Source organism: Citrobacter sp. Cb004 (genome assembly GCF_030337065.1).
In the GTDB taxonomy this organism is placed as follows: Bacteria; Pseudomonadota; Gammaproteobacteria; order Enterobacterales; family Enterobacteriaceae; genus Citrobacter; species Citrobacter braakii.
Window position 1 is genome coordinate 43,862 of record NZ_JAOWCH010000063.1, and the last position, 24,837, is coordinate 68,698.

A 24,837-nucleotide genomic window follows, 5' to 3' on the forward strand; every position below is an offset into this window, starting at 1 on the left:
GTTTCATTGTGTACATCCCGCAGTCAAAATGCCAGCCTTTGCGGCTGGCATTTTTATCTCGATGGTATTATTCCCGCGCCAGAGCATCTACCGGATCCAGCCGCGCCGCATTTCGCGCCGGTAGCCAGCCAAACAAAATCCCGGTCGCAGTCGAACACAGAAACGCCGTCAATAAGGCTACGGGTGAGAAACCTATTTCCCAGCCAGGCAGGAATAGCTGAAGCGTAAAGGCGATCAGCATCGACAAGCTAATGCCCAACGCGCCGCCAACCAGACACACCAGCACCGCTTCAATTAAGAACTGCTGCAGTACGTCACTGGCGCGGGCGCCAACCGCCATACGAATACCAATCTCGCGCGTTCGTTCGGTTACCGAAACCAGCATAATATTCATCACACCAATCCCACCGACCACCAGCGAAATCACGGCCACCAGCGTCAGGAAGAGTTGTAATGTACGTGTGGTCTTTTCGGCGGTTTTCAAGACACCGTCCATATTCCAGGTGAAGAAATCCTTCTTACCGTGGCGTAACGTCAGTAGTCGGGTGAGCTGCTGCTCGGCCTGGGCACTATCAAAACCGTCTTTCACCCGCACGGTGATCGAGTTCAGCCACGACTGCCCCATAATTCGCCCGGACATGGTGCTGTAAGGCAGCCAGACCCGCAGGATCTTGCTACTGCCAAACATCGACTGTTTCTCTTCTGCAACACCAATCACCGTGGCAGGCATATTCCCCACCAGCACGACTTCGCCGACAACTTTCGCTTTGTTGGGGAACAATTGACGACGGGTATTACTGTCGAGCACCACCACCTGAGCGCGCCCCGCCAGTTGTTCAGCGTTAAAAGTAGTCCCTTCGCTAAACGTCATGCCATAGACGTTGAAATAGTCGCCGCTAACGCCATTAGCACTGGCTGCCACGTCGATATTGCCATAGCGTAGCCGCAGGTTTTTCGACACCGCAGGCGTCACCGAACTGACCCAGGGCTGCTTCTGTAACGCCGTTAAATCGTCATACTTCAGCGCCTGTTGATATTGTGGGTCGTCGTCGCCGAAATCTTTGCCAGGATAGATATCAATGGTATTGGTGCCGATAGCGCGAATATCTGCCAGCACCAGCTGTTTAGCCGCATCGCCTACCACCACAATCGACACCACTGAAGCAATACCGATGATGATCCCAAGCATGGTCAGTAGCGTTCGCATTTTATTCGCAGCCATTGCCAGCCAGGCCATAGTGAGCGCTTCGCGAAAACCGCTGGCAAACTGCCCCCAACCGGACGCCGTTTTCACCGTCGGCTCCGCGATATCGCGCCCGGTAGAGGGTTTGTGCGACGGCGGATTGCGCACAATCTCGCCGTCACGAATTTCAATGACGCGTTCGGCCTGTGCGGCGACCTGGCTGTCGTGAGTGACGATAATCACCGTATGCCCGCGATCGCGCAGCTGATGCAAAATCGCCATCACCTCTTCGCCTGAATGGCTGTCCAGCGCGCCGGTGGGTTCGTCGGCGAGGATGACCTGTCCCCCGTTCATCAGCGCACGCGCAATACTGACCCGCTGCTGCTGACCACCGGAAAGCTGGGAAGGCTGATAGTCAACTCTGTCGCCCAGGCCCAGTCGCTGCAGGAGTTCTTGCGCACGGGCCAGGCGCTGCTTACGTTCGGTACCAGCGTAGACTGCAGGCACCTCAACGTTTTGCGCGGCGGTTAAATGCGACAACAAATGATAACGCTGGAAGATAAAACCGAAATGTTCGCGACGCAGCTGGGCTAACGCATCGCTATCCAGCGTGGAGACATCGCGCCCGGCAACCCGATACGTACCGCTGGTGGGTTTGTCCAGACAGCCGAGAATATTCATCAGCGTCGATTTCCCCGAGCCAGACGCCCCGACAATCGCCACCATTTCCCCGGCCTGAATGCTCAAGGATACGTCCTTCAATACCTCGACCTGACCTTCGCCTGACGGATAGCTGCGGCGGATATTGCTCAGTTCAAGCAATGCCGTCATTTTGGCGCTCCAGCGTTGCCCTCACCGGTGATGACTTCATCCCCCTCTTCCAGCCCTTTCACGATCTCCACATCGGTGTCATTACGCGCGCCGATAACCACTTCACGTTCACGGGTTTCACCGTTACGCAGCAGCCTGACGTTATAACGATTGTTGCCAATAGGATCGCCCAGCGCCGACAGCGGGATCGTCAGGACATTTTTCACATCGGTGAGCTGGATATGGACCTGCGCGGTCATATCCAGACGCAGGATCCCTTTCGGGTTGGGAACTTCGAAGCGAGCATAGTAGAAAATTGCATCATTCACTTTCTCTGGCGTCGGAAGAACATCTTTGAGCTTACCTTCGTAGCGCGTCTGAGGATCGCCCAGTACGGTAAACCAGGCCTTTTGCCCGGGATGCAGGTGAATCACATCCGCCTCGGAAACCTGCGCTTTCACCAGCATGGTGCTCATATCTGCCAATGTCAGAATGTTAGGCGCCTGCTGGGCAGCAATAACGGTTTGCCCCTGAAGGGTAGTAATTTGCGTGACTTCGCCTGCCATTGGCGCGACGATGCGGGTGTAATCAAGGTTGGTTTTTGCCGTATCGAGAGAGGCCTGATTACGCTTAATTTGCGCATCAATTGTGCCGATTTGCGCCTGTTTGACCGCCATCTGAGTAGCCGCCGTGTCGAGATCCTGCTGCGAGACAGCCTGGGTTTTCGCCAGCTGTTGCTGACGGGAAAGCGTTACCCGCGCCAGCTTCCACTCGGCTTCAGCCTGTAAACGCTGAGCGCGTAATTCCATCAGCGTCGCTTCAACCTCTTTAATCTGGTTTTGCGCCTGTTCAGGATCGATAACGCCAAGCAGTTGATCTTTTTTTACTTTGTCGCCAATGGCGACCGACAGCGTTTTTAACTGCCCGCTTACCTGCGCCCCGACGTCAACTTTACGCAACGCATCCAGTTTGCCGGTTGCCAGTACGCTTTGCTGCAGATCGCCCGGACGCACAATTAACGTTTGATACTGAGGTAAAGGCGCATTAAGCGTTCGCCAAAGTGCAATTATCGCCACAATAATGATGATGGCGAAGAGAAAATAGCGCTTTTTGATTTTTCCCTTGAGCTTCATAAATGTCCCAATTTCCCCCAATACGTCCACCAGAGTGGAGTGGTAAACATCAACGTTAAATAAATAACCGTTGAAAAACGCAAGAATAACAGAGTTATTGATGAATGGTTAAGATCCGCTGTGTTGAAATTAGTACCAGAGTATCCATCGGATTGTTATTATGAGCCAGCTAACTGACAGCACTTTTCATTCTTCAAAACCCGCCACAAGTTTTAGCCTCTTTTGTAGCCTGATGACCGGACATTGGCGCCCTGGAAAATTTTGGCATCAGCGTAGCTTCCGTCGTAAGTTTTTGTTGCGCTCAGCGCTTATGCCACGATTAATGCATGAATGGATGACTGAACTGGCGCAATGGCCTGATCTCGATAGCGTACTGGCACGCCAGCCTCGTCTGCCGGTTCGCCTACATCGCGCCTATCTCGCACAAAACCTTGATCGGAAAATGAAACTGGATGCTGTGCGTTTTCATTACAATGCTATCCGCAGCTCTTTTTCAGCCCCTGAATATAAAGCTTATTTAAGTGCGGATGGATTACAACTGGCACAAATTGAAGGCAAAAATAGCGAAATATTTAGCGTAATACTGGGCTCATTTATCTCACTGGATAAAGAAGGTGAAAGTACCATTCTGGTACGCAATAGCGCTGGCGAGACTTTAGCGGAAATGACGTTTACGCTGTGCAATTATCAAGGAAGCAGCACACTGTTTATTGGCGGGTTACAGGGAGGCAGTCGATTACTGCCACATGAAGAAATTCAAAAAGCGACCAAATCATGCTATGGAATTTTCCCTAAACGTATTGTGATGGAAGCCATTTGCTGTTTTGCAGAACAATTGAATATCAAACAAATTCTGGCTGTCAGCAATGAACAGCATATCTTTCGCAGCCCGCGTTACCACGATAAAAACAAGGTGATACTTTCCGACTACAACGCATTTTGGGAGTCGGTTGGCGGTGAGTGCGACAGTCACGGCTATTACCATATCCCACGCACAATGGCGCGAAAAAGCGAAGCGGACATTGCCAGCAAAAAACGCGCGGAATACCGCCGTCGCTACCAGTTACTGGACAGCATCCACTCGCAGCTGTCGTCGATGTTTCGCAACTAATCCGCTCTGCCGCGTGCCAACCACAGCACGCGGGAAAACATTTTTCGCAGCAGCGTTGGCACCGCGTCAACGCCGCGCCGACCGGCTTCCATCGCCACCTCAATGGCTAAATCTGGTTTTGACGACCGGTGAATCGCCTTCGAGATAATTTTGCGCATATTCATGGGCACGTTTTCGGGGATTTGCGCCACCCTGTGAAAAACGTCAGCGAACCCCTGGCGATACATAAAGTGTTCCATGTCCAGTGCGGGAAGCATGGTTAAATGATCGCGCTCTTCTTCTCTGTCGTTATTCAACAAACTCCGCACCGTAGCAGCATACTTTTTCCCGGCTTCATCACCATCAACCAGCACATGCCACTCGATACCCATCCGGCGGGCGAACTTAACCAGCGGCTTAAGGCCGGACTGGGCAAACTCAATGACTTTGATACCTTCCGCATCAAAGTGGTGCCCACACTGGCGGGCCAGTTCGTTAATGACCCAGGTTTCCGTTTCGCCTTCCACCAGCAGCCAACAGCGGGCAAACAACGACGATGCACGGTTAAAACGAATATGAAAGGCAATACGCCGACCATCTTCTGCGCTGATCCCACCTGGTCCAAGCCGCCAGGCGGCGACGCGGGAGGACTCACGCACCAGGCGGACAACATGTTCCACGGGGGTGAGGGACAGTAACTCACCTGAGTTGGTGGTCGCCACCCGTTGCAGTGGAAGCAAATTCAGCAGGTGCCAGGCAACCGACAGCATAATCGGATGTAAACGCGTTTCAGGATCTTCTACCAACAGTAACGGCCGGGCGTCTTTATCCAGCCTCAGCGTACCTTTGGCCTGTAACAGCGTCGAAAACAGTCCCAACAGGATCACGCGGTGCGTGCGTCCGCCCGGTCTATCAATCATACGGTTGATAATATCCAGATAGCGCCAGCTACGTTGTTCGTTATTGGAACGTCGACGCATCAGACGATAGCGGGACTGACTGGAACCCTGCTCAGAAAAATAGTGTTCCAATAGCTGTACCATGGCCGATAACCCCTGACGTATCTGCCCATCTGTCAGGTTTTGCGGTCGGGTAGCCAGTTCACGTGCCAGAAAATCCAGTTGCCGCGCGGTCACTTCGACATCCGCCGAATCCGGCACCGTACCGTTACGGATCCGTCGCATAAAACGCGCGTCGCGCAGGCGCAGTACTGGCATCAAACGCACGAGGTGCCGCGCCTGATCGTTAATGTCGTCGAGGGGAAGCTGATGGCCCTCGCCATCCAGAAAACTGCGTAACGTCAGAACGCTACCGTCGTCCGCACATTCACCTTCCAGCCGATAGAATATGCGGTGATAGCCATCCTGACACAGCGTCCAACTGGCTTCCAGAGGACGATACCTGCGCACGCGGTGGCGACCTGGTTGAGACTCACGAAACGTCAGGATGATATGCAGATGATGTTCCCGGCCTTGTATATCGCCCGGCGGGAACCAGAAATCTTCGCGGTCAAAGTGGTACAAATCAGTTTCCGGCGACAGCAACAGGGTTAAAGCATCCAGCAGACTGGACTTACCCCACGCGTTCTCCCCAATCAGTACGTTGCTTTGCTCCAGCATCAACGACAGACGGTTAATACCACGAAATCCAACAATCTCAACGCGTTCGAGAATCATATAGCCTCCGGAAATGCTAACTTTTTCCTTCAAGTTATCAGGAGTATAACGGCAAGCGGGCGCTCAAGACACCCGATATGATCAGGAGGTTAGTCGCAGAAATCAAAAAATATAAGAATATTCTTCTTATGTTTTCCCCGGAATATTATTTCAGAACTCAATCATCGCCGTTTTGCTAATTGAACTATGCTTCATTCATCCAATATTCAAAAAGGAATCACAACATATTGCCTTAAATCAAATTTTTTCATCAATTTAACTGGCGAAGGGATGATGTTTTTTTCTAAAATACCGGCTCTTTCATCATCGTCCCTTTTAGCGATGAATTACCGGGTAAGGAACACGAACCCGGAACTTTTAATTGAGGTGGTTATGTTCAGGAAATTAGCAGCCGAATTCTTCGGTACGTTTTGGCTCGTCTTTGGTGGGTGCGGGAGCGCAGTTCTGGCCGCAGCATTCCCGGAGTTGGGTATTGGATTTGCCGGTGTCGCGCTGGCGTTTGGTTTGACCGTATTAACCATGGCATTCGCCGTAGGTCATATTTCCGGCGGACACTTTAACCCGGCGGTGACCTTCGGTTTATGGGCGGGCGGTCGCTTCCCGGCAAAAGACGTTATTGGTTATGTTATCGCTCAGGTTGTGGGCGGTATTGTTGCAGCAGCGGCACTGTATCTTATTGCCAGCGGTAAAGCTGGTTTTGACGCAACTGCCAGTGGTTTTGCCTCGAACGGCTTTGGTGAACATTCACCTGGCGGCTATTCAATGCTTTCTGCCGTCGTAATTGAAATTATTTTGACCGCTGGTTTCTTATTAGTGATCCACGGTGCGACCGATAAACATGCTCCGGCAGGTTTTGCACCTATTGCGATTGGTCTGGCGTTAACCCTGATCCACTTGATCAGTATTCCGGTTACCAACACCTCCGTTAACCCGGCACGTAGTACCGCTGTAGCCATCTTCCAGGGCGGCTGGGCATTACAGCAATTGTGGTTCTTCTGGGTTATGCCGATTATCGGTGGGGTCCTCGGCGGTCTTATTTACCGCACTTTGCTGGAAAAACGCGATTAATCGATAACAAAAAAGGCCTGGCGCAAGTCAGGTCTTTTTTTCCCCGCTATATTTCCTTTTATTTGCAACTTTACTCCCTTCTTTGCATTGAGTAGTGTGTGCTGGCGCATTTCGTCTTACTCTCAGCAAGGATCTGGTTTTCATGTTTTCAGGGCTGTTAATCATTCTGGTTCCCCTTATTGTGGGCTACCTTATTCCGCTTCGGCACAGGGCTGCATTAAAACTCATCAATCGCCTGTTGAGCTGGATCGTCTACCTTATTCTCTTTTTTATGGGTATCAGCCTGGCGTTTCTGGATAATCTCGCCAGCAACCTGTTAGCCATTCTTCATTATTCTGCGGTCAGCGTGACGGTCATTTTGCTGTGTAATATCGCGGCGCTGTTCTGGCTGGAGCGTTCGCTGCCCTGGCGACATAACCACAAGCAAGAAAAGCTACCCTCGCGAATTGCGATGGCGCTTGAGTCGCTCCAGCTTTGTGGCGTCGTCGTCGTGGGTTTTCTGCTCGGCCTCACCGGTCTTCCTATTCTGCAGCACGCCACCGAAGCCAGCGAATATACGTTAATCTTTTTACTGTTCCTGGTCGGGATTCAACTGCGCAATAGCGGTATGACCTTAAAGCAAATTGTGCTGAATCGCCGGGGGATGATTGTTGCGGTGGTCGTCGTCGCCAGTTCGATGCTGGCAGGGGTTATTAATGCGTTGATCCTCGGCTTACCGCTGAAAACCGCGCTGGCGATGGCATCAGGTTTTGGCTGGTATTCCCTGTCCGGTATTCTGTTAACCGAATCGTTCGGGCCAGTGATTGGTAGCGCCGCCTTCTTTAATGACCTGGCCCGCGAGCTGATTGCCATTATGTTGATTCCTGGAATGGTGGGCCGCAGCCGCTCAACCGCGCTGGGGCTATGTGGCGCGACATCAATGGATTTCACCTTACCGGTGCTCCAACGCAGCGGCGGTCTGGAGATGGTTCCGGCAGCCATCGTCCACGGCTTTATTCTGAGTCTGTTAGTGCCTTTGCTGATGGCGTTTTTCTCCGCCTGACGTCAGGACAAATACCTCTCTGGCGGTAGTCATCTACCGCCAAAATTGCGCTAAATCAATCTCCCTGCAAGTTGTAGCAGAAATCCCTTTTATCCCTTCGCGCACAGGCATAACCTTAAACATGTATATTAAATATAACTTTAAAAGGTGTGACCATGTTTTGTGTGCAATGTGAACAAACCATCCGTACTCCGGCAGGAAACGGCTGCTCTTACGCGCAGGGTATGTGCGGTAAAACGGCTGAAACCTCCGATTTGCAGGATCTGCTGATTGCTTCCCTACAAGGTCTGTCTGCATGGGCTGTTAAGGCACGTGAATACGGCATCATCGACCATGAGGTTGATAACTTTGCGCCGCGTGCATTCTTCTCCACGCTGACCAACGTTAACTTCGATTCCCCGCGTATTGTTGGCTATGCCCGTGAAGCTATCGCCATGCGCGACGCCCTGAAAGCGCAATGCCTGAACATCGACGCGAACGCAGCGGTCGCTAACCCGATGGCCGATCTGCAACTGGTCAGCGACGATCTGGGCGACCTGCAACGTCAGGCCGCTGAATTTACCCCGAACAAAGACAAAGCAGCCATTGGCGAGAACATTCTCGGCCTGCGTCTGCTGTGCCTGTACGGCCTGAAAGGTGCGGCAGCTTACATGGAGCACGCGCACGTTCTCGGTCAGTACGACAACGACATCTACGCTCAGTACCACAAAATCATGGCATGGCTGGGAACCTGGCCTTCCGATATGAACGCTCTGCTGGAGTGCTCAATGGAAATCGGCCAGATGAACTTCAAAGTGATGAGCATTCTGGATGCTGGCGAAACCACTAAATACGGCCACCCGACGCCAACTCAGGTCAACGTCAAAGCAACCGAAGGTAAGTGCATCCTGATCTCCGGTCACGACCTGAAAGATCTGTACAACCTGCTGGAGCAGACCGAAGGTACCGGCGTTAACGTCTATACCCACGGTGAAATGCTGCCGGCGCACGGCTACCCGGAACTGCGTAAGTTCAAACACCTGATCGGTAACTACGGCAGCGGCTGGCAGAATCAGCAGGTTGAATTTGCCCGCTTCCCGGGCCCAATCGTAATGACCTCTAACTGCATCATCGACCCAACTGTTGGTGCCTACGATGACCGTATCTGGACTCGTAGCATCGTCGGTTGGCCGGGTGTAAGCCACCTCGAAGGCGACAACTTCGCTCCGGTAATCGCTCAGGCTCAGCAGATGGCGGGCTTCCCATACAGCGAAATTCCGCACCTGATCACCGTTGGTTTCGGTCGTCAGACTCTGCTGGGCGCTGCTGATACCCTGATCGACCTGGTAAGCCGCGAAAAACTGCGTCACATCTTCCTGGTTGGCGGTTGTGATGGCGCGCGTGGCGAACGTAACTACTTCACCGACTTCGCCACCAGCGTGCCGGACGACTGCCTGATCCTGACTCTGGCGTGCGGTAAATACCGTTTCAACAAACTGGAGTTCGGCGATATCGAAGGCCTGCCGCGTCTGGTCGATGCAGGTCAGTGTAACGATGCATACTCTGCCATCATCCTGGCGGTAACCCTGGCTGAGAAACTGGGCTGTGGCGTGAACGATCTGCCGCTGTCTCTGGTGCTCTCCTGGTTCGAACAGAAAGCGATTGTCATTCTGCTGACCCTGCTGTCTCTGGGTGTGAAAAACATCGTCACTGGCCCGACTGCGCCTGGCTTCTTCACGCCGGACCTGCTGGCAGTTCTCAACGAGAAGTTCGGTCTGCGCTCCGTGACCACCGTTGAAGAAGATATGAAGCAACTGCTGAGCGCGTAAGGAGTAAAGAATGACAATGCCAACTCATCAGTGCCCATGGCGGATGCAGGTTCATCACATCCATCAGGAAACGCCGGATGTATGGACAATTTCGTTGCTGTGCCACGACTATTATCCGTACCGCGCCGGGCAGTATGCACTGGTCAGCGTACGTAATTCAGCGGACACGCTGCGTGCTTACACCCTCTCTTCAACGCCGGGCGTTAGCGAATACATCACGCTGACCATCCGCCGCATTGACGATGGCGCAGGCTCACAGTGGTTAACCCGCGACGTGAAGCGCGGCGACTATATCTGGCTGTCCGATGCAATGGGTGAATTCACCTGTGAAGATAAAGCGGAAGACAGGTTCCTGATGCTGGCCGCTGGCTGTGGCGTCACGCCAATCATGTCAATGCGTCGCTGGTTGGCAAAATACCGCCCACAAGCAGATGTGCAGGTGATCTTTAACGTTCGTTCACCGCAAGATGTCATTTTTGCCGACGAATGGCGCGAGTATCCGGTGACCTTAGTTGCTGAAAACAATGCCACTGACGGTTTTGTTTCCGGCCGACTGACCACCGAACTGCTGCAAAGCGTACCGGACCTGGCTTCGCGCACCGTGATGACCTGCGGCCCGGCGCCGTATATGGATCTGGTCGAGAAAGAAGTCAACGCGCTGGGCGTGACACGCTTCTTTAAAGAGCAGTTCTTCACCCCGGTAGCTGAAGCCGCCACCAGCGGTCTGAAGTTCACCAAACTGCAGCCGGCAAAAGAGTTTTATGCGCCGGTAGGCAGTACGCTGCTGGAAGCGCTGGAAAGCAATAAAGTGCCGGTTGTCGCCGCATGCCGTGCGGGCGTTTGCGGCTGCTGCAAAACCAAAGTGGTTGACGGTAACTACACGGTCAGTAGCACCATGACGCTGACCGACGCAGAAATTGCTGAAGGTTATGTGCTGGCTTGCTCCTGTCATCCGCAGGGTGATTTAGTGCTGGCGTAATTGGCCGATATCTGATGTACAAAAGGCTACCCGGTTATATCGGGTGGCCTTTTTTTATGTTGTCAGACGCTGCAAAATTCCGATTTTTTCACCCTCCCAGGCAAAATACCGTCCTCCTCCTGCGAATTATCGACCACACTTACCTGGCACAGGTTAAGCAAAACCCCGACTACCGCGTCGAACTTTCTACAAAGGATCCCCATGAAAAAAGTGGCCATCGTCGGCGTAGGTCCCACCGGAATTTATACGTTTCATGCCCTCGTTGAGCGCGGTGAACCGCTGGAGATACAGCTTTATGAGCAAGCTGAGGAAGCTGGCGTAGGCATGCCTTATAACAGCGACAACAACGCAGACCACATGCTGGCCAATATAGCCAGCATTGAGATCCCGCCGATTTATATCAGTTATCTGACGTGGCTACAGAATCAAAGCGATGAATACCTGGCGCAGTTTCGGCTTGAACGTACATCGTTGCATGAGCGGCAATTTTTGCCCCGCGTGATCCTCGGCGACTATTATCGCGATCGTTTTTTAGCCATTGTCGATAAAGCGCAAAGATCCGGGTTCACAATTCGCGTATATGAATCAAGTAAAGTCACCGACCTGCAAGCAAACCCGACTGGGGTCTCCCTGTGGATCAATCACGCGTCACAGCCCGTCGAAGTGGATTTCGCCGCTATCGCCAGCGGCCATCTGTGGCCAGAAACTGATGCTCAGGCACGCAAGTTTTTCCCCAGTCCGTGGACCGGCCTGATGGAGGCGCAGATTAGCGCTTGCAGGGTGGGTATTCTGGGCACCTCGCTAAGCGCTATCGACGCGGCGATGGCCGTGGTCAGTCAGCATGGTACCTTCACCACCAATACCGACCGTTCACTGCAGTTCACGCGTAAACCCGACAGCCAAAACCTGAAGCTGACCCTGATGTCGCGCAGCGGTGTGCTGCCTGAAGCGGATTTTTACTGCCCTCTTCCCTATGAACCGCTGAATATCGCGACGCAAGAAGCGATTGAAGACGCCATTGCCGAGGGCCAAAACGGATTACTGGACCGCATCTTCCGGCTTATTGTGCAACAACTGCAAGACGCGGCCCCAGGGTGGTGCCAACAGGTTGCACTTGCAACGCTTAACGCCGACACATTCCCCGAGGTCTATTTTGCCGACAGGCTCAAGCATGACCCTTTTGACTGGGCGAGGCGTAACCTGGTGGAGGTTGAACGCAACAAGCAGGAACAACATACCGTCGCCTGGCGCTATACCTTATTGCGCCTCCATGAGGTTATTGAAGAGATCGTTCCTCATCTTGATGCTCGCGACGAAAAACGTTTCAGGCACGGACTGGCGCGCGTCTTTATTGATAACTATGCGGCAATCCCGTCTGAATCTATCCGCCGATTGCTGGCTCTGCACGATGCCGGGCTGATTGAGATCCTCGCACTCGGCAAAGATTATGAGCGTACAAATGAGCAGGAAATGACGGTCATTTACCACCACGGTCAGCGCAGTGAATTTGATGTATTCATTGACGCCCGAGGGCAACGGGCATTACAGAGCAAAGATATTCCGTTCCCAACGCTACGCGATCAACTGCTGGCCTGTGGCGATGAGATCCCGGATATCGGCGAAGATTACACGCTGCAAGCGCCGGAAAACGCCCGCAACCGCATCGCCTTTGGCGGACTGCCGTGGTTGATGCACGACCGTCCCTTTATTCAGGGGTTGGTGGTTAGCGCTGAAATAGGCACCGCGATGGCAAAGGCATTGACGCAACGTGCACTGAGACGTCGGCACAAACTGTGGAGCAGTGTCGACATGGATTAGCGGCCAGATTTAATGGCGAGGCGGAGATAGGTTAACGCATTCCCGCCTCTGTATTGATTCTCGGATGGCAAACTATCGCCAGGCCGAGTTTCCGGCAACGGAGAATCGCCCCGCGCCCAAAAATGCCACGGCCAGAGCGCCGATGAAGAAATACACCAGACTTTCAATTGCCCATGCGCCGGTTTTATCCAGTGACCAGGTTTCACCCATCCCGACCATCAGCCATGCCACCACCATCGTAAACGCCAGCCCCAACGCCGCCGGACGCGTCAGGATCCCAAGAATAATCAGACACGGTGCCACAACCTCTCCCAGCAGAACGCCATACGCAATAAAGCCGGGGAAACCTTTCGCTATCAGCATGCCACCGATGCCATCAATACCCGCGAACAGTTTATGCAGCCCATGAAACAGCATTAATCCCCCCACGGCAATACGTAACAAAAACTTGCCAAAATCTTCATGAGTCAGTACCCGGTTAACTGTATTTAATAGTTTTATAACCATTTGAATTTATTCCTTGTTTCACCATGTCCAATAACAAACTACGCTTAATACAGGCTTAATGAAACCTGCCGGAAATAAGAGGTAATGATAAGCATAACTATTATCTTCATCTAAACTTGTAACCGGTATCACATTAAAGGAGAAGGAAAACCATGAAACAAACGGTTGCCGCTTTTATTGCTAAAACACTTGAACAAGCTGGCGTTAAACGCATTTGGGGTGTGACGGGTGACTCGCTAAATGGCCTTAGTGACAGTCTGAATCGTATGGGAACGATTGACTGGATGCCAACCCGTCATGAAGAGGTTGCGGCCTTCGCCGCGGGCGCTGAAGCGCAGTTGACGGGAGAACTGGCCGTCTGCGCTGGCTCGTGTGGACCAGGCAACCTGCACCTGATTAACGGCCTGTTTGATTGCCACCGCAACCACGTCCCGGTACTGGCAATTGCCGCACACATTCCATCCAGTGAGATAGGCAGCGGTTATTTTCAGGAGACCCACCCGCAAGAGTTGTTTCGCGAATGTAGCCACTATTGCGAGCTGGTTTCCAGCCCTGAACAGATCCCACAGGTGCTGGCAATTGCGATGCGTAAAGCGGTGCTCAACCGCGGCGTCTCCGTGGTGGTATTACCCGGCGACGTTGCGCTGAAGCCAGCACCTGAAAGCGCCAGCACTCACTGGTATCATGCGCCGCTCCCGGTGGTCACTCCGGAAGAAGAAGAGCTCAGAAAACTAGCGCAACTGCTACGCTACTCCAGCAATATCGCCCTGATGTGCGGCAGTGGCTGCGCCGGTGCGCATAAAGAATTGGTTGAGTTTGCTGCTAAAATAAAAGCGCCGATTGTGCACGCCTTGCGTGGTAAAGAGCATGTGGAGTACGACAACCCTTACGACGTGGGCATGACCGGGCTGATCGGCTTTTCATCCGGCTTCCATACCATGATGAATGCCGACACGCTGATCCTGCTCGGTACCCAATTCCCCTATCGCCCGTTCTACCCCACCGACGCCAAGATTATTCAGATTGATATCAATCCGGCGAGCATTGGCGCGCACAGTAAAGTTGATATGGCGCTGGTAGGCGATATTAAATCCACACTCCGCACCCTGCTGCCGCTGGTGGAAGAAAAAACCGATCGGCAATTCCTGGATAAAGCGCTGGAACACTATCGTGAGGCGCGTAAAGGGCTGGATGATTTAGCCAAACCCAGCGATAAAGCCATTCATCCGCAGTATCTGGCGCAGCAGATCAGCCATTTTGCCGCTGACGACGCCATCTTCACCTGCGACGTTGGCACGCCAACGGTGTGGGCGGCACGTTATCTGAAAATGAACGGTAAACGCCGTCTGATCGGTTCGTTTAACCACGGGTCGATGGCCAATGCCATGCCGCAGGCGCTCGGCGCACAAGCAACCGAACCGGGACGCCAGGTTGTCGCAATGTGCGGTGACGGCGGTTTTAGCATGCTGATGGGCGACTTTCTGTCGGTTGTGCAAATGAAGCTGCCGGTGAAGATTATTGTCTTCAACAACAGCGTGTTGGGGTTTGTGGCGATGGAGATGAAAGCTGGCGGTTATCTGACCGACGGCACCGAACTGCACGATACAAATTTCGCACGGATTGCCGAGGCTTGCGGCATTACGGGCATTCGCGTGGAGAAATCCTCAGAGGTTGATGAAGCGCTGCAAAGGGCGATGTCGATTGACGGTCCGGTGCTGGTCGATGTGGTCGTCGCGAAAGAAGAATTGGCGATCCCGCCGCAGATCAAACTCGAACAAGCTAAAGGTTTTAGCCTGTATATGCTGCGCGCAATCATCAGCGGGCGCGGTGATGAAGTGATCGAACTGGCGAAAACTAACTGGCTCAGGTAAAACAGAGGGCATTACCTCACTTAAAAAGGAATGCCCGTGATTGATTTACGCAGTGATACCGTCACCCGGCCAAGTCGCGCCATGCTCGAAGAGATGATGGCCGCCCCGGTCGGGGACGACGTCTACGGTGATGACCCTACCGTTAATGCCCTCCAGCAATACGCAGCCGAGCTTTCTGGCAAAGAAGCCGCAATTTTCTTACCCACAGGCACTCAGGCGAACCTGGTGGCTCTCCTCAGCCATTGTCAGCGCGGCGAAGAGTATATCGCCGGTCAGGGCGCGCATAACTATCTCTACGAAGCGGGTGGCGCAGCGGTGCTCGGCAGCATTCAACCGCAACCTATCGACGCCATGCCGGATGGCTCTTTGCCGCTGGACAAAGTGGCGGCAAAAATCAAAGCGGACGATATCCATTTTGCCCGCACGCGTCTGCTCAGCCTGGAAAACACCCACAACGGCAAAGTGCTACCACGCGAGTATCTGAAAGAGGCCTGGGAATTTACCCGTGAGCGCAATCTTGCGCTGCATGTCGACGGCGCACGTATTTTTAACGCCATCGTCGCCTATGGCTGTGAGTTAAAAGATGTCACGCAATACTGCGATTCGTTCACCATTTGTCTCTCCAAAGGTTTAGGAACGCCGGTAGGCTCACTGCTGGTCGGCAGCCACGAGTACATCAAGCGCGCCATTCGCTGGCGTAAAATGACCGGCGGCGGAATGCGTCAGGCCGGTATTCTGGCGGCGGCCGGACTGTATGCGCTGAAAAATAACGTGTCGCGTTTACAAGAAGACCATGACAACGCCGCCTGGATGGCGGAACAACTGCGCGAAGCAGGAGCGGACGTCATGCGCCACGACACCAACATGCTGTTTGTCCGCGTTGGCGAAGAACACGCTGCGGCACTGGGCGAGTACATGAAAGCGCAAGGCGTGCTGATTAACGCCTCGCCGATTGTGCGTCTGGTGATGCATCTGGACGTATCGCGTGAACAGCTTGCTGAAGTCGTCGCCCACTGGCGCGCTTTTTTAACCCGCTAAGGAGATGGGCGTGCCGCAACGGATTTTGGTTCTTGGCGCCAGTGGCTACATTGGTCAGCATCTGGTACAGGCGCTCAGTCAGCAAGGGCATCAGGTGCTGGCTGCGGCACGCCGCATCGAGCGGCTGGAAAAGCAGCAGTTGGCCAACGTCAGTTGCCATAAGGTCGATTTGAATTGGCCAGATAACCTAACGCCGCTGCTGACCGGCGTTGATACGGTCTATTACCTGGTCCATGGCATGGGAGAAGGCGGTGATTTTATCGCCCATGAGCGCCAGGTAGCAATGAACGTGCGCGATGCGCTACGTGATACGCCAGTCAAACAGCTTATTTTCCTGAGCTCATTACAGGCTCCCCGGCATGAACAATCCGATCATCTGCGTGCGCGACAGATAACCGCGGACACCCTGCGCGAATCAGGCGTGCCGATGACCGAATTGCGCGCTGGTATTATCGTAGGGGCAGGTTCTGCCGCCTTTGAAGTGATGCGCGACATGGTCTACAACCTGCCGGTACTCACCCCTCCGCGCTGGGTGCGCTCGCGTACCACGCCTATCGCGCTGGAGAATTTAATGTACTACCTGGTGGCGTTGTTGGACCATCCTACACGCCAACACCGCGTGCTCGAAGCCGCCGGGCCGCAGGTATTGAGCTATCAGGAGCAGTTCGAGCATTTTATGGCGGTCAGCGGTAAACATCGCCTGCTCATCCCTGTCCCCTTTCCTACCCGCTGGATTTCGGTCTGGTTTTTGAACGTCATAACGTCAGTGCCGCCGACCACGGCAAAAGCGCTGATACAGGGGTTAAAACACGACCTGCTGGCCGATGACACCGAATTACGCACCCTGATCCCGCAAAAGCTGATTGCCTTTGATGACGCGGTGCGCAGCACGTTGAAAGAAGAAGAAAAGCTGGTCAATTCCAGCGACTGGGGTTACGACGCGCAGGCATTTGCCCGCTGGCGCCCCGAATATGGCTATTTCGCTAAACAAGCTGGCTTTAGCGTTGAAACCTCCGCCAGTCGGCAGGCGCTGTGGCAAGTGGTGAATCGCCTCGGCGGCAAAGAAGGCTATTTCTTTGGCAATATTTTATGGAAAACGCGCGCGGCGTTGGACCTGCTGGTCGGCCATAAGCTGGCGAAAGGCAGACCGCAACACTCTCTGTTGCAGGTTGGCGATACCGTTGATAGCTGGAAAGTGATCATCGTTGAGCCAGAAAAACAGCTGACGCTGCTGTTTGGGATGAAAGCGCCAGGATTGGGTCGTCTGAGCTTCACGCTGGAAGATAAAGGCGACCACCGACGCATTGATGTCCGCGCCTGGTGGCATCCGCACGGCATGCCAGGCCTCTTCTATTGGCTGCTGATGATCCCGGCGCATCTGTTCATTTTCAGAGGGATGGCGAAGCGTATTGCTAAACTTGCAGAACAAATCACAGACTCATGATAAAAAGAGCCTGTATTCTTTCATGTTTCCCATTGCATACAGACGAAATTCACGGAAGAATGCGCACGACGTTTTTTAAACACAGTGGATTGATATGAAGGTACTGGTTACCGGAGCCACCAGCGGCTTAGGCCGAAACGCGGTTGAGTTTTTATGCAGCAAAGGCGTCAGCGTCAGAGCTACCGGTCGCAACGAAGCGATGGGCAAGCTGCTGGAGAAAATGGGCGCAGAGTTTGTGCATGCCGATTTGACCGAGCTGGTCTCTTCGCAGGCAAAAGTGATGCTCGCCGGTATCGATACGCTGTGGCACTGCTCCAGTTTTACCTCACCATGGGGAACTCAGGAAGCCTTCGATCTGGCCAACGTTCGCGCAACCCGCCGTCTGGGCGAGTGGGCCGTGGCCTGGGGCGTTCGTAACTTCATTCATATCTCATCACCGTCGCTCTATTTTGATTATCACCACCATCGCGATATCAAAGAGGACTTCCGCCCCCAACGCTTCGCCAATGAATTCGCCCGCAGTAAAGCGGCTGGCGAAGATGTGATTGCGTTGCTGACACAGGCCAACCCGCAGACCCGTTTTACGGTATTGCGTCCGCAAAGCTTGTTCGGACCACACGATAAAGTCTTTATCCCGCGCCTGGCCCATATGATGTACCACTACGGCAGCATCCTGTTGCCGCACGGCGGAAGTGCGCTGGTGGATATGACCTACTACGAGAATGCGGTGCACGCGATGTGGCTGGCAAGTCAGCAAGCCTGCGATAATCTGCCGTCGGGTCGCGCGTACAACATTACCAACGGCGAGCATCGTACCCTGCGCAGTATTGTGCAGAAACTCATCGACGAGCTGAATATTGATTGCCGTATCCGCTCCGTACCCTACCCGATGCTGGACATGATTGCCCGCAGCATGGAGCGGTTAGGCAATAAATCCGCGAAAGAGCCAAAGCTTACGCATTACGGCGTCTCGAAGCTGAATTTTGACTTTACGCTGGATACCACCCGCGCTCAGGAAGAATTAGGTTATCAGCCCGTTGTGACGCTGGATGAAGGGATTGAGCGTACCGCGGCCTGGCTGCGTGACCACGGCAAGCTGCCGCGTTAACCCTGCCCGTATTTCTCCAGTAACGCTTCGGCAATCGCCTGAGTTTCTGCATCCGCCACGCCGTTCCATAACGTCGGGCGGAAGTGCATCTGGAAGGCCATAATCACCCGCCGCTGTTCACGCGGCGTCATTTCAGGTTTTACCTCATAACCATAGCGCGACAGCAGATCGAGCAATGATGAGGTTTCTACCGGTGTATCGGGCGCTCGTCCGGCAAGATAAAACGCCACCCGCTGAGCATCCGGCCACGCGCCAATTCCCTGAGCAGCCAGTTCTTCCCATGGAAACAGCGGACCTGGATCGTCCTTGCGCTGCGGTGCAACATCCGCATGGGCCACCACGTTCTGCGGTTTTATGTCATAGCGGGCAATAATATCTTTCGCCAAGGGGATTAACGCCTGAATTTGCGCGGGTTCAAACGGCGCAAAATACTTGCTGCCCGCCGATTTTTGCCAGCCACGGTTTTCCAGCTCAATGCCGATCGAGGTATCGTTAATTCGCGTAGCGCCGCGCCAAAAGCTAATCCCCGCATGCCAGGCCAGATCTTTTTCCGCTACCAGTTGCCAGATACGCGGTTTGCCGTGGTAGAGCGGCGGCACTGCCGGGATCAGATAGTGCGAGCTGACGTTTTTATCGGTCAGCGTAGCCAGAGAAGAGTCGAAATCATCGGCCGTGTAATGGATAACCAGCACTTTAATGCGCGGGTAAGCAGCCTGCGCCTGACGACGGGTATCTAACTGATACCCGTCTTTGTCGACAATCCCTTTTTCGCCAGCACATCCTACCAGCAGCAGCGTTAATGCCAGCAGAGACAGCAGACGCTTCATCGGCGAGTTTTCACCGCGGTGCCGCTGACGCTCACCATCAGCATGCTACCGTCTTTGCCTACGGTTTCGTAATCGATATCGATACCGACTACCGCATCAGCACCGAGCGCTTTTGCCTGTTCACCAAGCTCCTGAAAAGCAATCTCACGCGCTTTACGCAGCTCTTTTTCATACGCGCCGGAGCGACCGCCGACGATATCGCGAATGCCGGCGAAGAAATCGCGGAAGATATTCGCGCCTAAAATGGCTTCGCCAGTCACAACACCGCAGTATTCCACGATGCTCTGCCCTTCCAGCGTAGGGGTAGTCGAAAACTGCATGGTTAATCTCCTTTTTGCGCTAAGAGCACGATCTCAAAAGCATTATCGAACCGATCCACTATCATTGAAAGGATATATTCTTTACACAAAATAATTCGAGTTGCAGGAAGGCGGCAAGAGAGTGAATCTCCAGGAGCATAGATAACTATGTGACTGGGGTGAACGCACGTAGCCAACGCACAAGCAACTTGAAGTATGACATGTAAATCAACGTAGAACACTAATAGTAGAAAGCTAATAAGGAAATCATTATGCGCTACTCGAAACTCTCTCTGCTGGTTCCATGTGCACTACTTCTCAGCGCCTGTACTACCGTAACGCCGGCCTACAAAGATAACGGCACGCGTAGCGGCTCATGCGTAGAAGGCGGGCCAGACAGCGTGGCTCAACAATTCTATGATTACCGTATTCAGCACCGAAACAATGACATTACCCCCCTTCGTCCGTACCTCAGCGACAACCTGGCGAAACTGCTGAACGATGCCAGCCGTGATAACGCGCATCGCGATCTGTTTAACAGCGATCCGTTCTCTAGTCGCGCTACGTTACCGGACAGTGCCAGCGTCGCCAGCGCATCGACCATTCCGAATAGTGATGCACGCAACATTCCGCTGCGCGTAGAGCTTAAACAGGGTGACCAAAGCTGGCGTGATGAAGTGCTGATGATCCGCGAAGGCCAGTGCTGGGTAGTTGACGATGTCCGCTATCTGGGCGGCAGCGTACACGCGCCAGCCGGGACGCTGCGCCAGTCTGTCGAAAACCGCTAACCGCCCCATTCACCCGTCTGAATCATAACCCCCATAAATTGTCTGGCATTCTGCATAGAATGCCGACAATTATTCTTGCCCACTGGTGGCCCCGCTATTTTGTGCTATGTTTAGATAAGAATGCGGTTTGCATTTAACTTTTAACGCATAAATATTGCATAACTATTCTGTCAAAGGTAGTATCTGCGGCTTCAATAGCTATCAGACTGCCAGTATCGAGTGTCAATGAGTATTCAATTAAACGGCATTAACTGCTTCTACGGCGCACATCAGGCGCTGTTCGATATCACGCTGGATTGCCCTCAGGGTGAAACACTGGTGTTACTTGGCCCAAGTGGAGCCGGGAAAAGCTCGCTGCTGCGCGTACTCAACCTGCTTGAGATGCCGCGCTCGGGCACTCTCTCTATTGCGGGTAACCGTTTCGACTTCACGAAGACCCCGTCAGACAAAGCCATTCGGGAGCTGCGTCAGAACGTGGGCATGGTCTTCCAGCAATACAACCTTTGGCCGCATCTCACGGTTGTGCAGAATCTGATTGAAGCGCCCTGCCGCGTACTGGGTCTGACAAAAGATCAAGCGCTGGCGCGTGCCGAAAAATTGCTGGAACGTCTGCGCCTGAAGCCGTACAGCGATCGCTACCCACTGCATCTCTCCGGTGGCCAGCAACAGCGTGTGGCCATTGCCCGCGCGTTGATGATGGAGCCGCAGGTGCTGCTGTTTGATGAACCTACCGCAGCGCTTGATCCGGAAATTACTGCCCAAATCGTCAGCATCATTCGTGAACTGGCGGAAACCAACATTACTCAGGTGATCGTCACCCACGAAGTGGAAGTTGCACGTAAAACGGCCAGCCGTGTGGTGTATATGGAAAACGGTCATATCGTCGAGTTTGGGGATGCGAGCTGCTTTGCCAACCCGCAAACCGAAGCGTTTAAAAACTATCTCTCTCACTAAGATTCGGGACAATACAATGAAAAAAGTTCTGATTGCCGCGCTAATCGCAGGTTTTAGCCTTTCCGCTACCGCAGCCCAAACCATCCGTTTCGCCACCGAAGCGTCTTATCCTCCGTTTGAATCTATTGATGCGAATAACAAAATCGTAGGGTTTGACGTTGATCTGGCGAATGCGCTGTGTAAAGAGATTGACGCGACCTGTACCTTCACCAATCAGGCCTTCGACAGCCTGATCCCGAGCCTGAAATTCCGTCGTTTTGACGCGGTGATGGCCGGTATGGACATCACGCCAGAGCGTGAAAAACAGGTTCTGTTCACCACCCCGTATTACGACAACTCTGCCCTGTTTGTTGGCCAACAGGGTAAATACACCAGCATTGACCAGCTGAAAGGCAAAAAAGTCGGTGTACAAAACGGTACTACGCACCAGAAATTCATCATGGATAAACATCCGGAAGTGACCACCGTACCGTATGACAGCTACCAGAATGCCAAACTCGATCTGCAAAATGGTCGTATTGACGGCGTATTTGGTGATACCGCAGTGGTGACCGAATGGCTGAAAGATAATCCAAAGCTGGCCGCAGTTGGCGACAAAGTGACGGATAAAGATTACTTCGGTACGGGTCTGGGCATCGCTGTGCGCCAGGGCAATACCGAGCTGCAGCAGAAATTTAACGCTGCGCTGGAAAAAGTGAAGAAAGATGGGACTTACGAGACCATCTACAACAAATGGTTCCAGAAGTAATACTTGATGAATGAATTTTTTCCTTTAGCAAGCGCCGCCGGGATGACCGTCGGCCTTGCCGTTTGTGCGCTGATTATTGGCCTCGCGCTCGCCATGTTTTTTGCCGTCTGGGAGTCAGTAAAATGGCGTCCGGTGGCATGGACGGGCTCAGCTCTGGTCACCATCCTGCGTGGTCTGCCGGAAATTCTGGTGGTTCTGTTCATCTATTTCGGCTCTTCACAGCTGCTGCTGACGCTGGCCGATGGCTTTACGATCAATCTCGGGGTTGTACAAATCCCGGTTCAGATGCAGATCGAAAACTTCGACGTCAGCCCGTTCTTGTGCGGTGTAATTGCGCTGTCATTGCTGTATGCGGCTTACGCGTCGCAAACGCTGCGTGGCGCGCTGAAGGCCGTACCACTCGGACAATGGGAATCAGGTCAGGCGTTGGGTTTGTCTAAAGCCGCGATCTTCTTTCGCCTGGTGATGCCGCAGATGTGGCGTCACGCTCTGCCGGGACTGGGTAACCAGTGGCTGGTATTGCTGAAAGATACCGCGCTGGTCAGCCTTATCAGCGTGAACGATCTGATGCTGCAAACCAAGAGCATTGCCACCCGTACCCAGGAGCCGTTTACCTGGTACATTGTGGCGGCGGCTATTTACCTGGTGATTACGCTGGTGAGTCAGTACATTCTCAAACGCATTGACCTGCGCGCGACACGATTTGAGCGGAGACCAGGCTAATGCTTGAGTATTTACCTGAATTGTTAAAAGGGCTGCATACCAGCCTGACGCTGACGGTCGCCTCCATCGTGGTTGCTCTGGTGCTGGCGCTGGTTTTCACCGTCATCCTGACGCTAAAAACGCCGATTGTGGTCTGGTTGGTTCGCGCCTATATCACGTTGTTTACCGGTACTCCGCTGCTGGTGCAAATCTTCCTGATCTACTACGGGCCAGGGCAGTTCCCGACGCTACAGGAGTATCCGGTACTGTGGCACCTGCTCTCTGAACCGTGGCTGTGCGCCTTAATTGCGCTATCGTTAAATAGTGCGGCTTATACCACCCAGCTGTTCTACGGTGCTATCCGCGCAATCCCGGAAGGCCAGTGGCAGTCCTGTGGAGCGTTGGGGATGAGTAAGAAGGATACGCTGGCGATTCTGTTGCCGTACGCCTTTAAACGCGCCCTCTCCTCGTATTCCAACGAAGTGGTGCTGGTGTTTAAAAGTACCTCACTGGCATACACCATCACGCTGATGGAAGTCATGGGCTATAGTCAGCTGCTGTACGGTCGCACTTATGACGTCATGGTTTTCGGCGCGGCGGGTGTGATTTACCTGATCGTCAACGGTTTGCTGACGCTGATGATGCGCTTGATCGAACGTAAAGCGCTGGCGTTTGAACACCGGAATTAAATCGGTTTTTATGTCTGATGGCGCTACGCTTATCAGGCTACGATTCATCTTCCGTTGTACACTCTCCGGTGAATATGCATAAAGCCAAAATAAAAAAGACGGACAACAACCTAAATTGTCCGTCTTTTTTTATATCAGAAAAAATAGTTAATCATTTTTATTGCATATAAATTCATTAAATGGCATTGTTAATTCACGCCGCAGACACGGTAAATAATCATAAGATTGACAGACGGGAGTTCCACCATGAAAAAGTTAGTACTGGCCGCATTACTTGCTACTTTCGCCGCTGGCGCCTCAGCTGCTGATAAAATTAGTTTTGGTGTATCAGCTACTTATCCGCCATTTGAGTCACTGGATGCAAGCAATAAAATTGTCGGTTTTGACATCGACCTGGCAACGGCACTGTGTAAACAAATGCAGGCTGACTGTACTTTCACCAATCATGCTTTTGATAGCTTGATTCCCGCGCTGAAATTCAAAAAATATGATGCGGTGATTTCCGGAATGGACATCACGCCTGAGCGTAGCAAGCAGGTGGCATTTACTCAGCCTTACTATGCAAACTCCGCGCTGGTGATTGCGAAAAAAGACACCTATAAAACCTTTGCCGACCTGAAAGGGAAACGCATTGGCATGGAAAACGGTACCACGCACCAGAAATACCTGCAGGACAAACACCCTGAAGTGAAAACCGTGGCCTACGACAGCTATCAGAATGCGATTATCGACCTGAAAAATGGTCGTATTGATGGCGTATTTGGCGATACCGCCGTGGTTAACGAGTGGCTGAAAACCAACCCGCAGTTAGGCGTAGCCACTGACAAAGTGACCGACCCACAATACTTCGGTACTGGTCTTGGCATTGCGGTTCGCCCGGATAACAAAGCCCTGCTGGAAAAACTGAATAGCGCGCTGGCCGCAATCAAAGCTGACGGCACGTACCAAAAAATCAGCGATCAGTGGTTCCCACAGTAACGTCCACCCAATCTGAAAAGCCGCATTCTGCGTAATGCGGTTCAGTTAACGCCTCAGTTTCAGAAATCATCACCTGTGCTGGCAGAAGTTATGAATATGCTATCTCACCGTAAGAGTTCCGTTCACCTCATGTGCATCGTTTCTCTGAAACACCGGTTCCTGTGAACGTGTAAAGGGCGTTCTCCGCCACGCCCTTTACAATCCCGGCTCCCGGCGGGAAAATTGCCGCTCCGCGGTCCCCTCCGTTTATTCCTCCAGGCTACCGGGCCGGGCGCGA

At 53.1% G+C, this 24,837-nt stretch carries 22 protein-coding genes; 16 read left to right on the forward strand and 6 right to left on the reverse strand.

The features are described from left to right. Positions 1–67 precede the first annotated feature (67 nt). The gene (gene macB, locus OGV65_RS15135) at positions 68–2,014 is read right to left on the reverse strand and encodes a macrolide ABC transporter ATP-binding protein/permease MacB (protein WP_065554100.1); all 1,947 of its coding nucleotides are present in this window, start codon (positions 2,012–2,014) and stop codon (positions 68–70) included. After that, entirely contained in the window at positions 2,011–3,126 is a 1,116-nt protein-coding gene (gene macA / locus OGV65_RS15140) for a macrolide transporter subunit MacA (RefSeq protein WP_016156938.1), read from the reverse strand. Before macA ends, macB begins: the two co-directional genes overlap by 4 nt. Positions 3,127–3,286: 160 nt before the next feature. Between macA and OGV65_RS15145 the strand changes: the two genes are divergently transcribed. Beyond that, positions 3,287–4,237 (forward strand): VirK/YbjX family protein, encoded by a 951-nt coding sequence (locus tag OGV65_RS15145; protein ID WP_286455126.1) that lies wholly within the window; start codon positions 3,287–3,289, stop codon positions 4,235–4,237. On the opposite strand, the gene OGV65_RS15150 is transcribed toward OGV65_RS15145, so the two are convergent. Continuing rightward, positions 4,234–5,892 (reverse strand): ATP-dependent endonuclease, encoded by a 1,659-nt coding sequence (locus OGV65_RS15150; RefSeq protein WP_016153655.1) that lies wholly within the window; start codon positions 5,890–5,892, stop codon positions 4,234–4,236. The two genes, OGV65_RS15145 and OGV65_RS15150, sit on opposite strands and share 4 nt — an antisense overlap. Before the next feature lie 372 nt (positions 5,893–6,264). Here OGV65_RS15150 and aqpZ point away from each other — a divergent pair, with 372 nt between their 5' ends. From aqpZ to OGV65_RS15175, 5 genes are all read left to right on the forward strand, one after another. Continuing rightward, positions 6,265–6,960, forward strand: coding sequence for an aquaporin Z (gene aqpZ / locus OGV65_RS15155; protein WP_003840208.1), 696 nt, complete (start codon positions 6,265–6,267; stop codon positions 6,958–6,960). Between the two features lie 142 nt (positions 6,961–7,102). Further along, positions 7,103–8,002: a LysO family transporter gene (locus tag OGV65_RS15160; protein ID WP_016153656.1), complete on the forward strand. Its 900-nt coding sequence runs from the start codon at positions 7,103–7,105 to the stop codon at positions 8,000–8,002. A 155-nt stretch (positions 8,003–8,157) separates the two neighbouring features. Then, on the forward strand, positions 8,158–9,810 hold the full coding sequence (hcp, locus tag OGV65_RS15165) for a hydroxylamine reductase (protein WP_016153657.1): 1,653 nt from the start codon (positions 8,158–8,160) through the stop codon (positions 9,808–9,810). Between the two features lie 10 nt (positions 9,811–9,820). Further along, on the forward strand, positions 9,821–10,789 hold the full coding sequence (hcr, locus tag OGV65_RS15170; protein ID WP_016153658.1) for an NADH oxidoreductase: 969 nt from the start codon (positions 9,821–9,823) through the stop codon (positions 10,787–10,789). A 201-nt stretch (positions 10,790–10,990) separates the two neighbouring features. Continuing rightward, entirely contained in the window at positions 10,991–12,607 is a 1,617-nt protein-coding gene (locus OGV65_RS15175) for an FAD-NAD(P)-binding protein (protein WP_047501024.1), read from the forward strand. A gap of 72 nt (positions 12,608–12,679) precedes the next feature. Here the strand turns inward: OGV65_RS15175 and OGV65_RS15180 are convergent, their stop codons facing one another. After that, positions 12,680–13,114 (reverse strand): DoxX family protein, encoded by a 435-nt coding sequence (locus tag OGV65_RS15180; protein ID WP_047501022.1) that lies wholly within the window; start codon positions 13,112–13,114, stop codon positions 12,680–12,682. Positions 13,115–13,266: 152 nt separating this feature from the next. Between OGV65_RS15180 and poxB the strand changes: the two genes are divergently transcribed. The 4 genes from poxB (at position 13,267) to OGV65_RS15200 (ending at position 18,575) form a co-directional block, all read left to right on the forward strand. Then, the gene (gene poxB / locus OGV65_RS15185) at positions 13,267–14,985 is read left to right on the forward strand and encodes a ubiquinone-dependent pyruvate dehydrogenase (RefSeq protein WP_016156946.1); all 1,719 of its coding nucleotides are present in this window, start codon (positions 13,267–13,269) and stop codon (positions 14,983–14,985) included. Positions 14,986–15,021: 36 nt separating this feature from the next. Beyond that, on the forward strand, positions 15,022–16,023 hold the full coding sequence (gene ltaE, locus OGV65_RS15190) for a low-specificity L-threonine aldolase (protein ID WP_137352637.1): 1,002 nt from the start codon (positions 15,022–15,024) through the stop codon (positions 16,021–16,023). Positions 16,024–16,033: 10 nt separating this feature from the next. Then, the gene (locus OGV65_RS15195) at positions 16,034–17,467 is read left to right on the forward strand and encodes an SDR family oxidoreductase (RefSeq protein ID WP_016156947.1); all 1,434 of its coding nucleotides are present in this window, start codon (positions 16,034–16,036) and stop codon (positions 17,465–17,467) included. 94 nt (positions 17,468–17,561) lie between these two features. After that, positions 17,562–18,575, forward strand: coding sequence for a 3-beta-hydroxysteroid dehydrogenase (locus OGV65_RS15200; protein ID WP_016153664.1), 1,014 nt, complete (start codon positions 17,562–17,564; stop codon positions 18,573–18,575). On the opposite strand, the gene OGV65_RS15205 is transcribed toward OGV65_RS15200, so the two are convergent. Both OGV65_RS15205 and OGV65_RS15210 read right to left on the reverse strand, forming a co-directional pair. Next, on the reverse strand, positions 18,572–19,402 hold the full coding sequence (locus OGV65_RS15205) for an N-acetylmuramoyl-L-alanine amidase (RefSeq protein WP_016153665.1): 831 nt from the start codon (positions 19,400–19,402) through the stop codon (positions 18,572–18,574). The genes OGV65_RS15200 and OGV65_RS15205 overlap by 4 nt on opposite strands. Continuing rightward, positions 19,399–19,722 carry a heavy metal-binding domain-containing protein gene (locus OGV65_RS15210; RefSeq protein ID WP_001160725.1) on the reverse strand — a complete coding sequence of 108 codons (324 nt, stop codon included), beginning with the start codon at positions 19,720–19,722 and terminating at the stop codon, positions 19,399–19,401. Before OGV65_RS15210 ends, OGV65_RS15205 begins: the two co-directional genes overlap by 4 nt. 251 nt (positions 19,723–19,973) lie before the next feature. Here OGV65_RS15210 and OGV65_RS15215 point away from each other — a divergent pair, with 251 nt between their 5' ends. From OGV65_RS15215 to artJ, 6 genes are all read left to right on the forward strand, one after another. Next, complete coding sequence (locus tag OGV65_RS15215) at positions 19,974–20,489, forward strand: lipoprotein (protein WP_016153666.1); 516 nt, start codon at positions 19,974–19,976, stop codon at positions 20,487–20,489. 225 nt (positions 20,490–20,714) lie between these two features. Next, the gene (artP, locus tag OGV65_RS15220) at positions 20,715–21,443 is read left to right on the forward strand and encodes an arginine ABC transporter ATP-binding protein ArtP (RefSeq protein WP_016156950.1); all 729 of its coding nucleotides are present in this window, start codon (positions 20,715–20,717) and stop codon (positions 21,441–21,443) included. 16 nt (positions 21,444–21,459) lie between these two features. Further along, positions 21,460–22,191, forward strand: coding sequence for an arginine ABC transporter substrate-binding protein ArtI (gene artI / locus OGV65_RS15225; RefSeq protein ID WP_003027298.1), 732 nt, complete (start codon positions 21,460–21,462; stop codon positions 22,189–22,191). A 6-nt stretch (positions 22,192–22,197) separates the two neighbouring features. Then, complete coding sequence (artQ, locus tag OGV65_RS15230; protein ID WP_046275435.1) at positions 22,198–22,914, forward strand: arginine ABC transporter permease ArtQ; 717 nt, start codon at positions 22,198–22,200, stop codon at positions 22,912–22,914. Continuing rightward, on the forward strand, positions 22,914–23,582 hold the full coding sequence (gene artM / locus OGV65_RS15235) for an arginine ABC transporter permease ArtM (RefSeq protein ID WP_016153669.1): 669 nt from the start codon (positions 22,914–22,916) through the stop codon (positions 23,580–23,582). Before artQ ends, artM begins: the two co-directional genes overlap by 1 nt. A gap of 246 nt (positions 23,583–23,828) precedes the next feature. Then, positions 23,829–24,560 (forward strand): arginine ABC transporter substrate-binding protein ArtJ, encoded by a 732-nt coding sequence (artJ, locus tag OGV65_RS15240; protein WP_016153670.1) that lies wholly within the window; start codon positions 23,829–23,831, stop codon positions 24,558–24,560. Positions 24,561–24,837 lie beyond the last annotated feature (277 nt).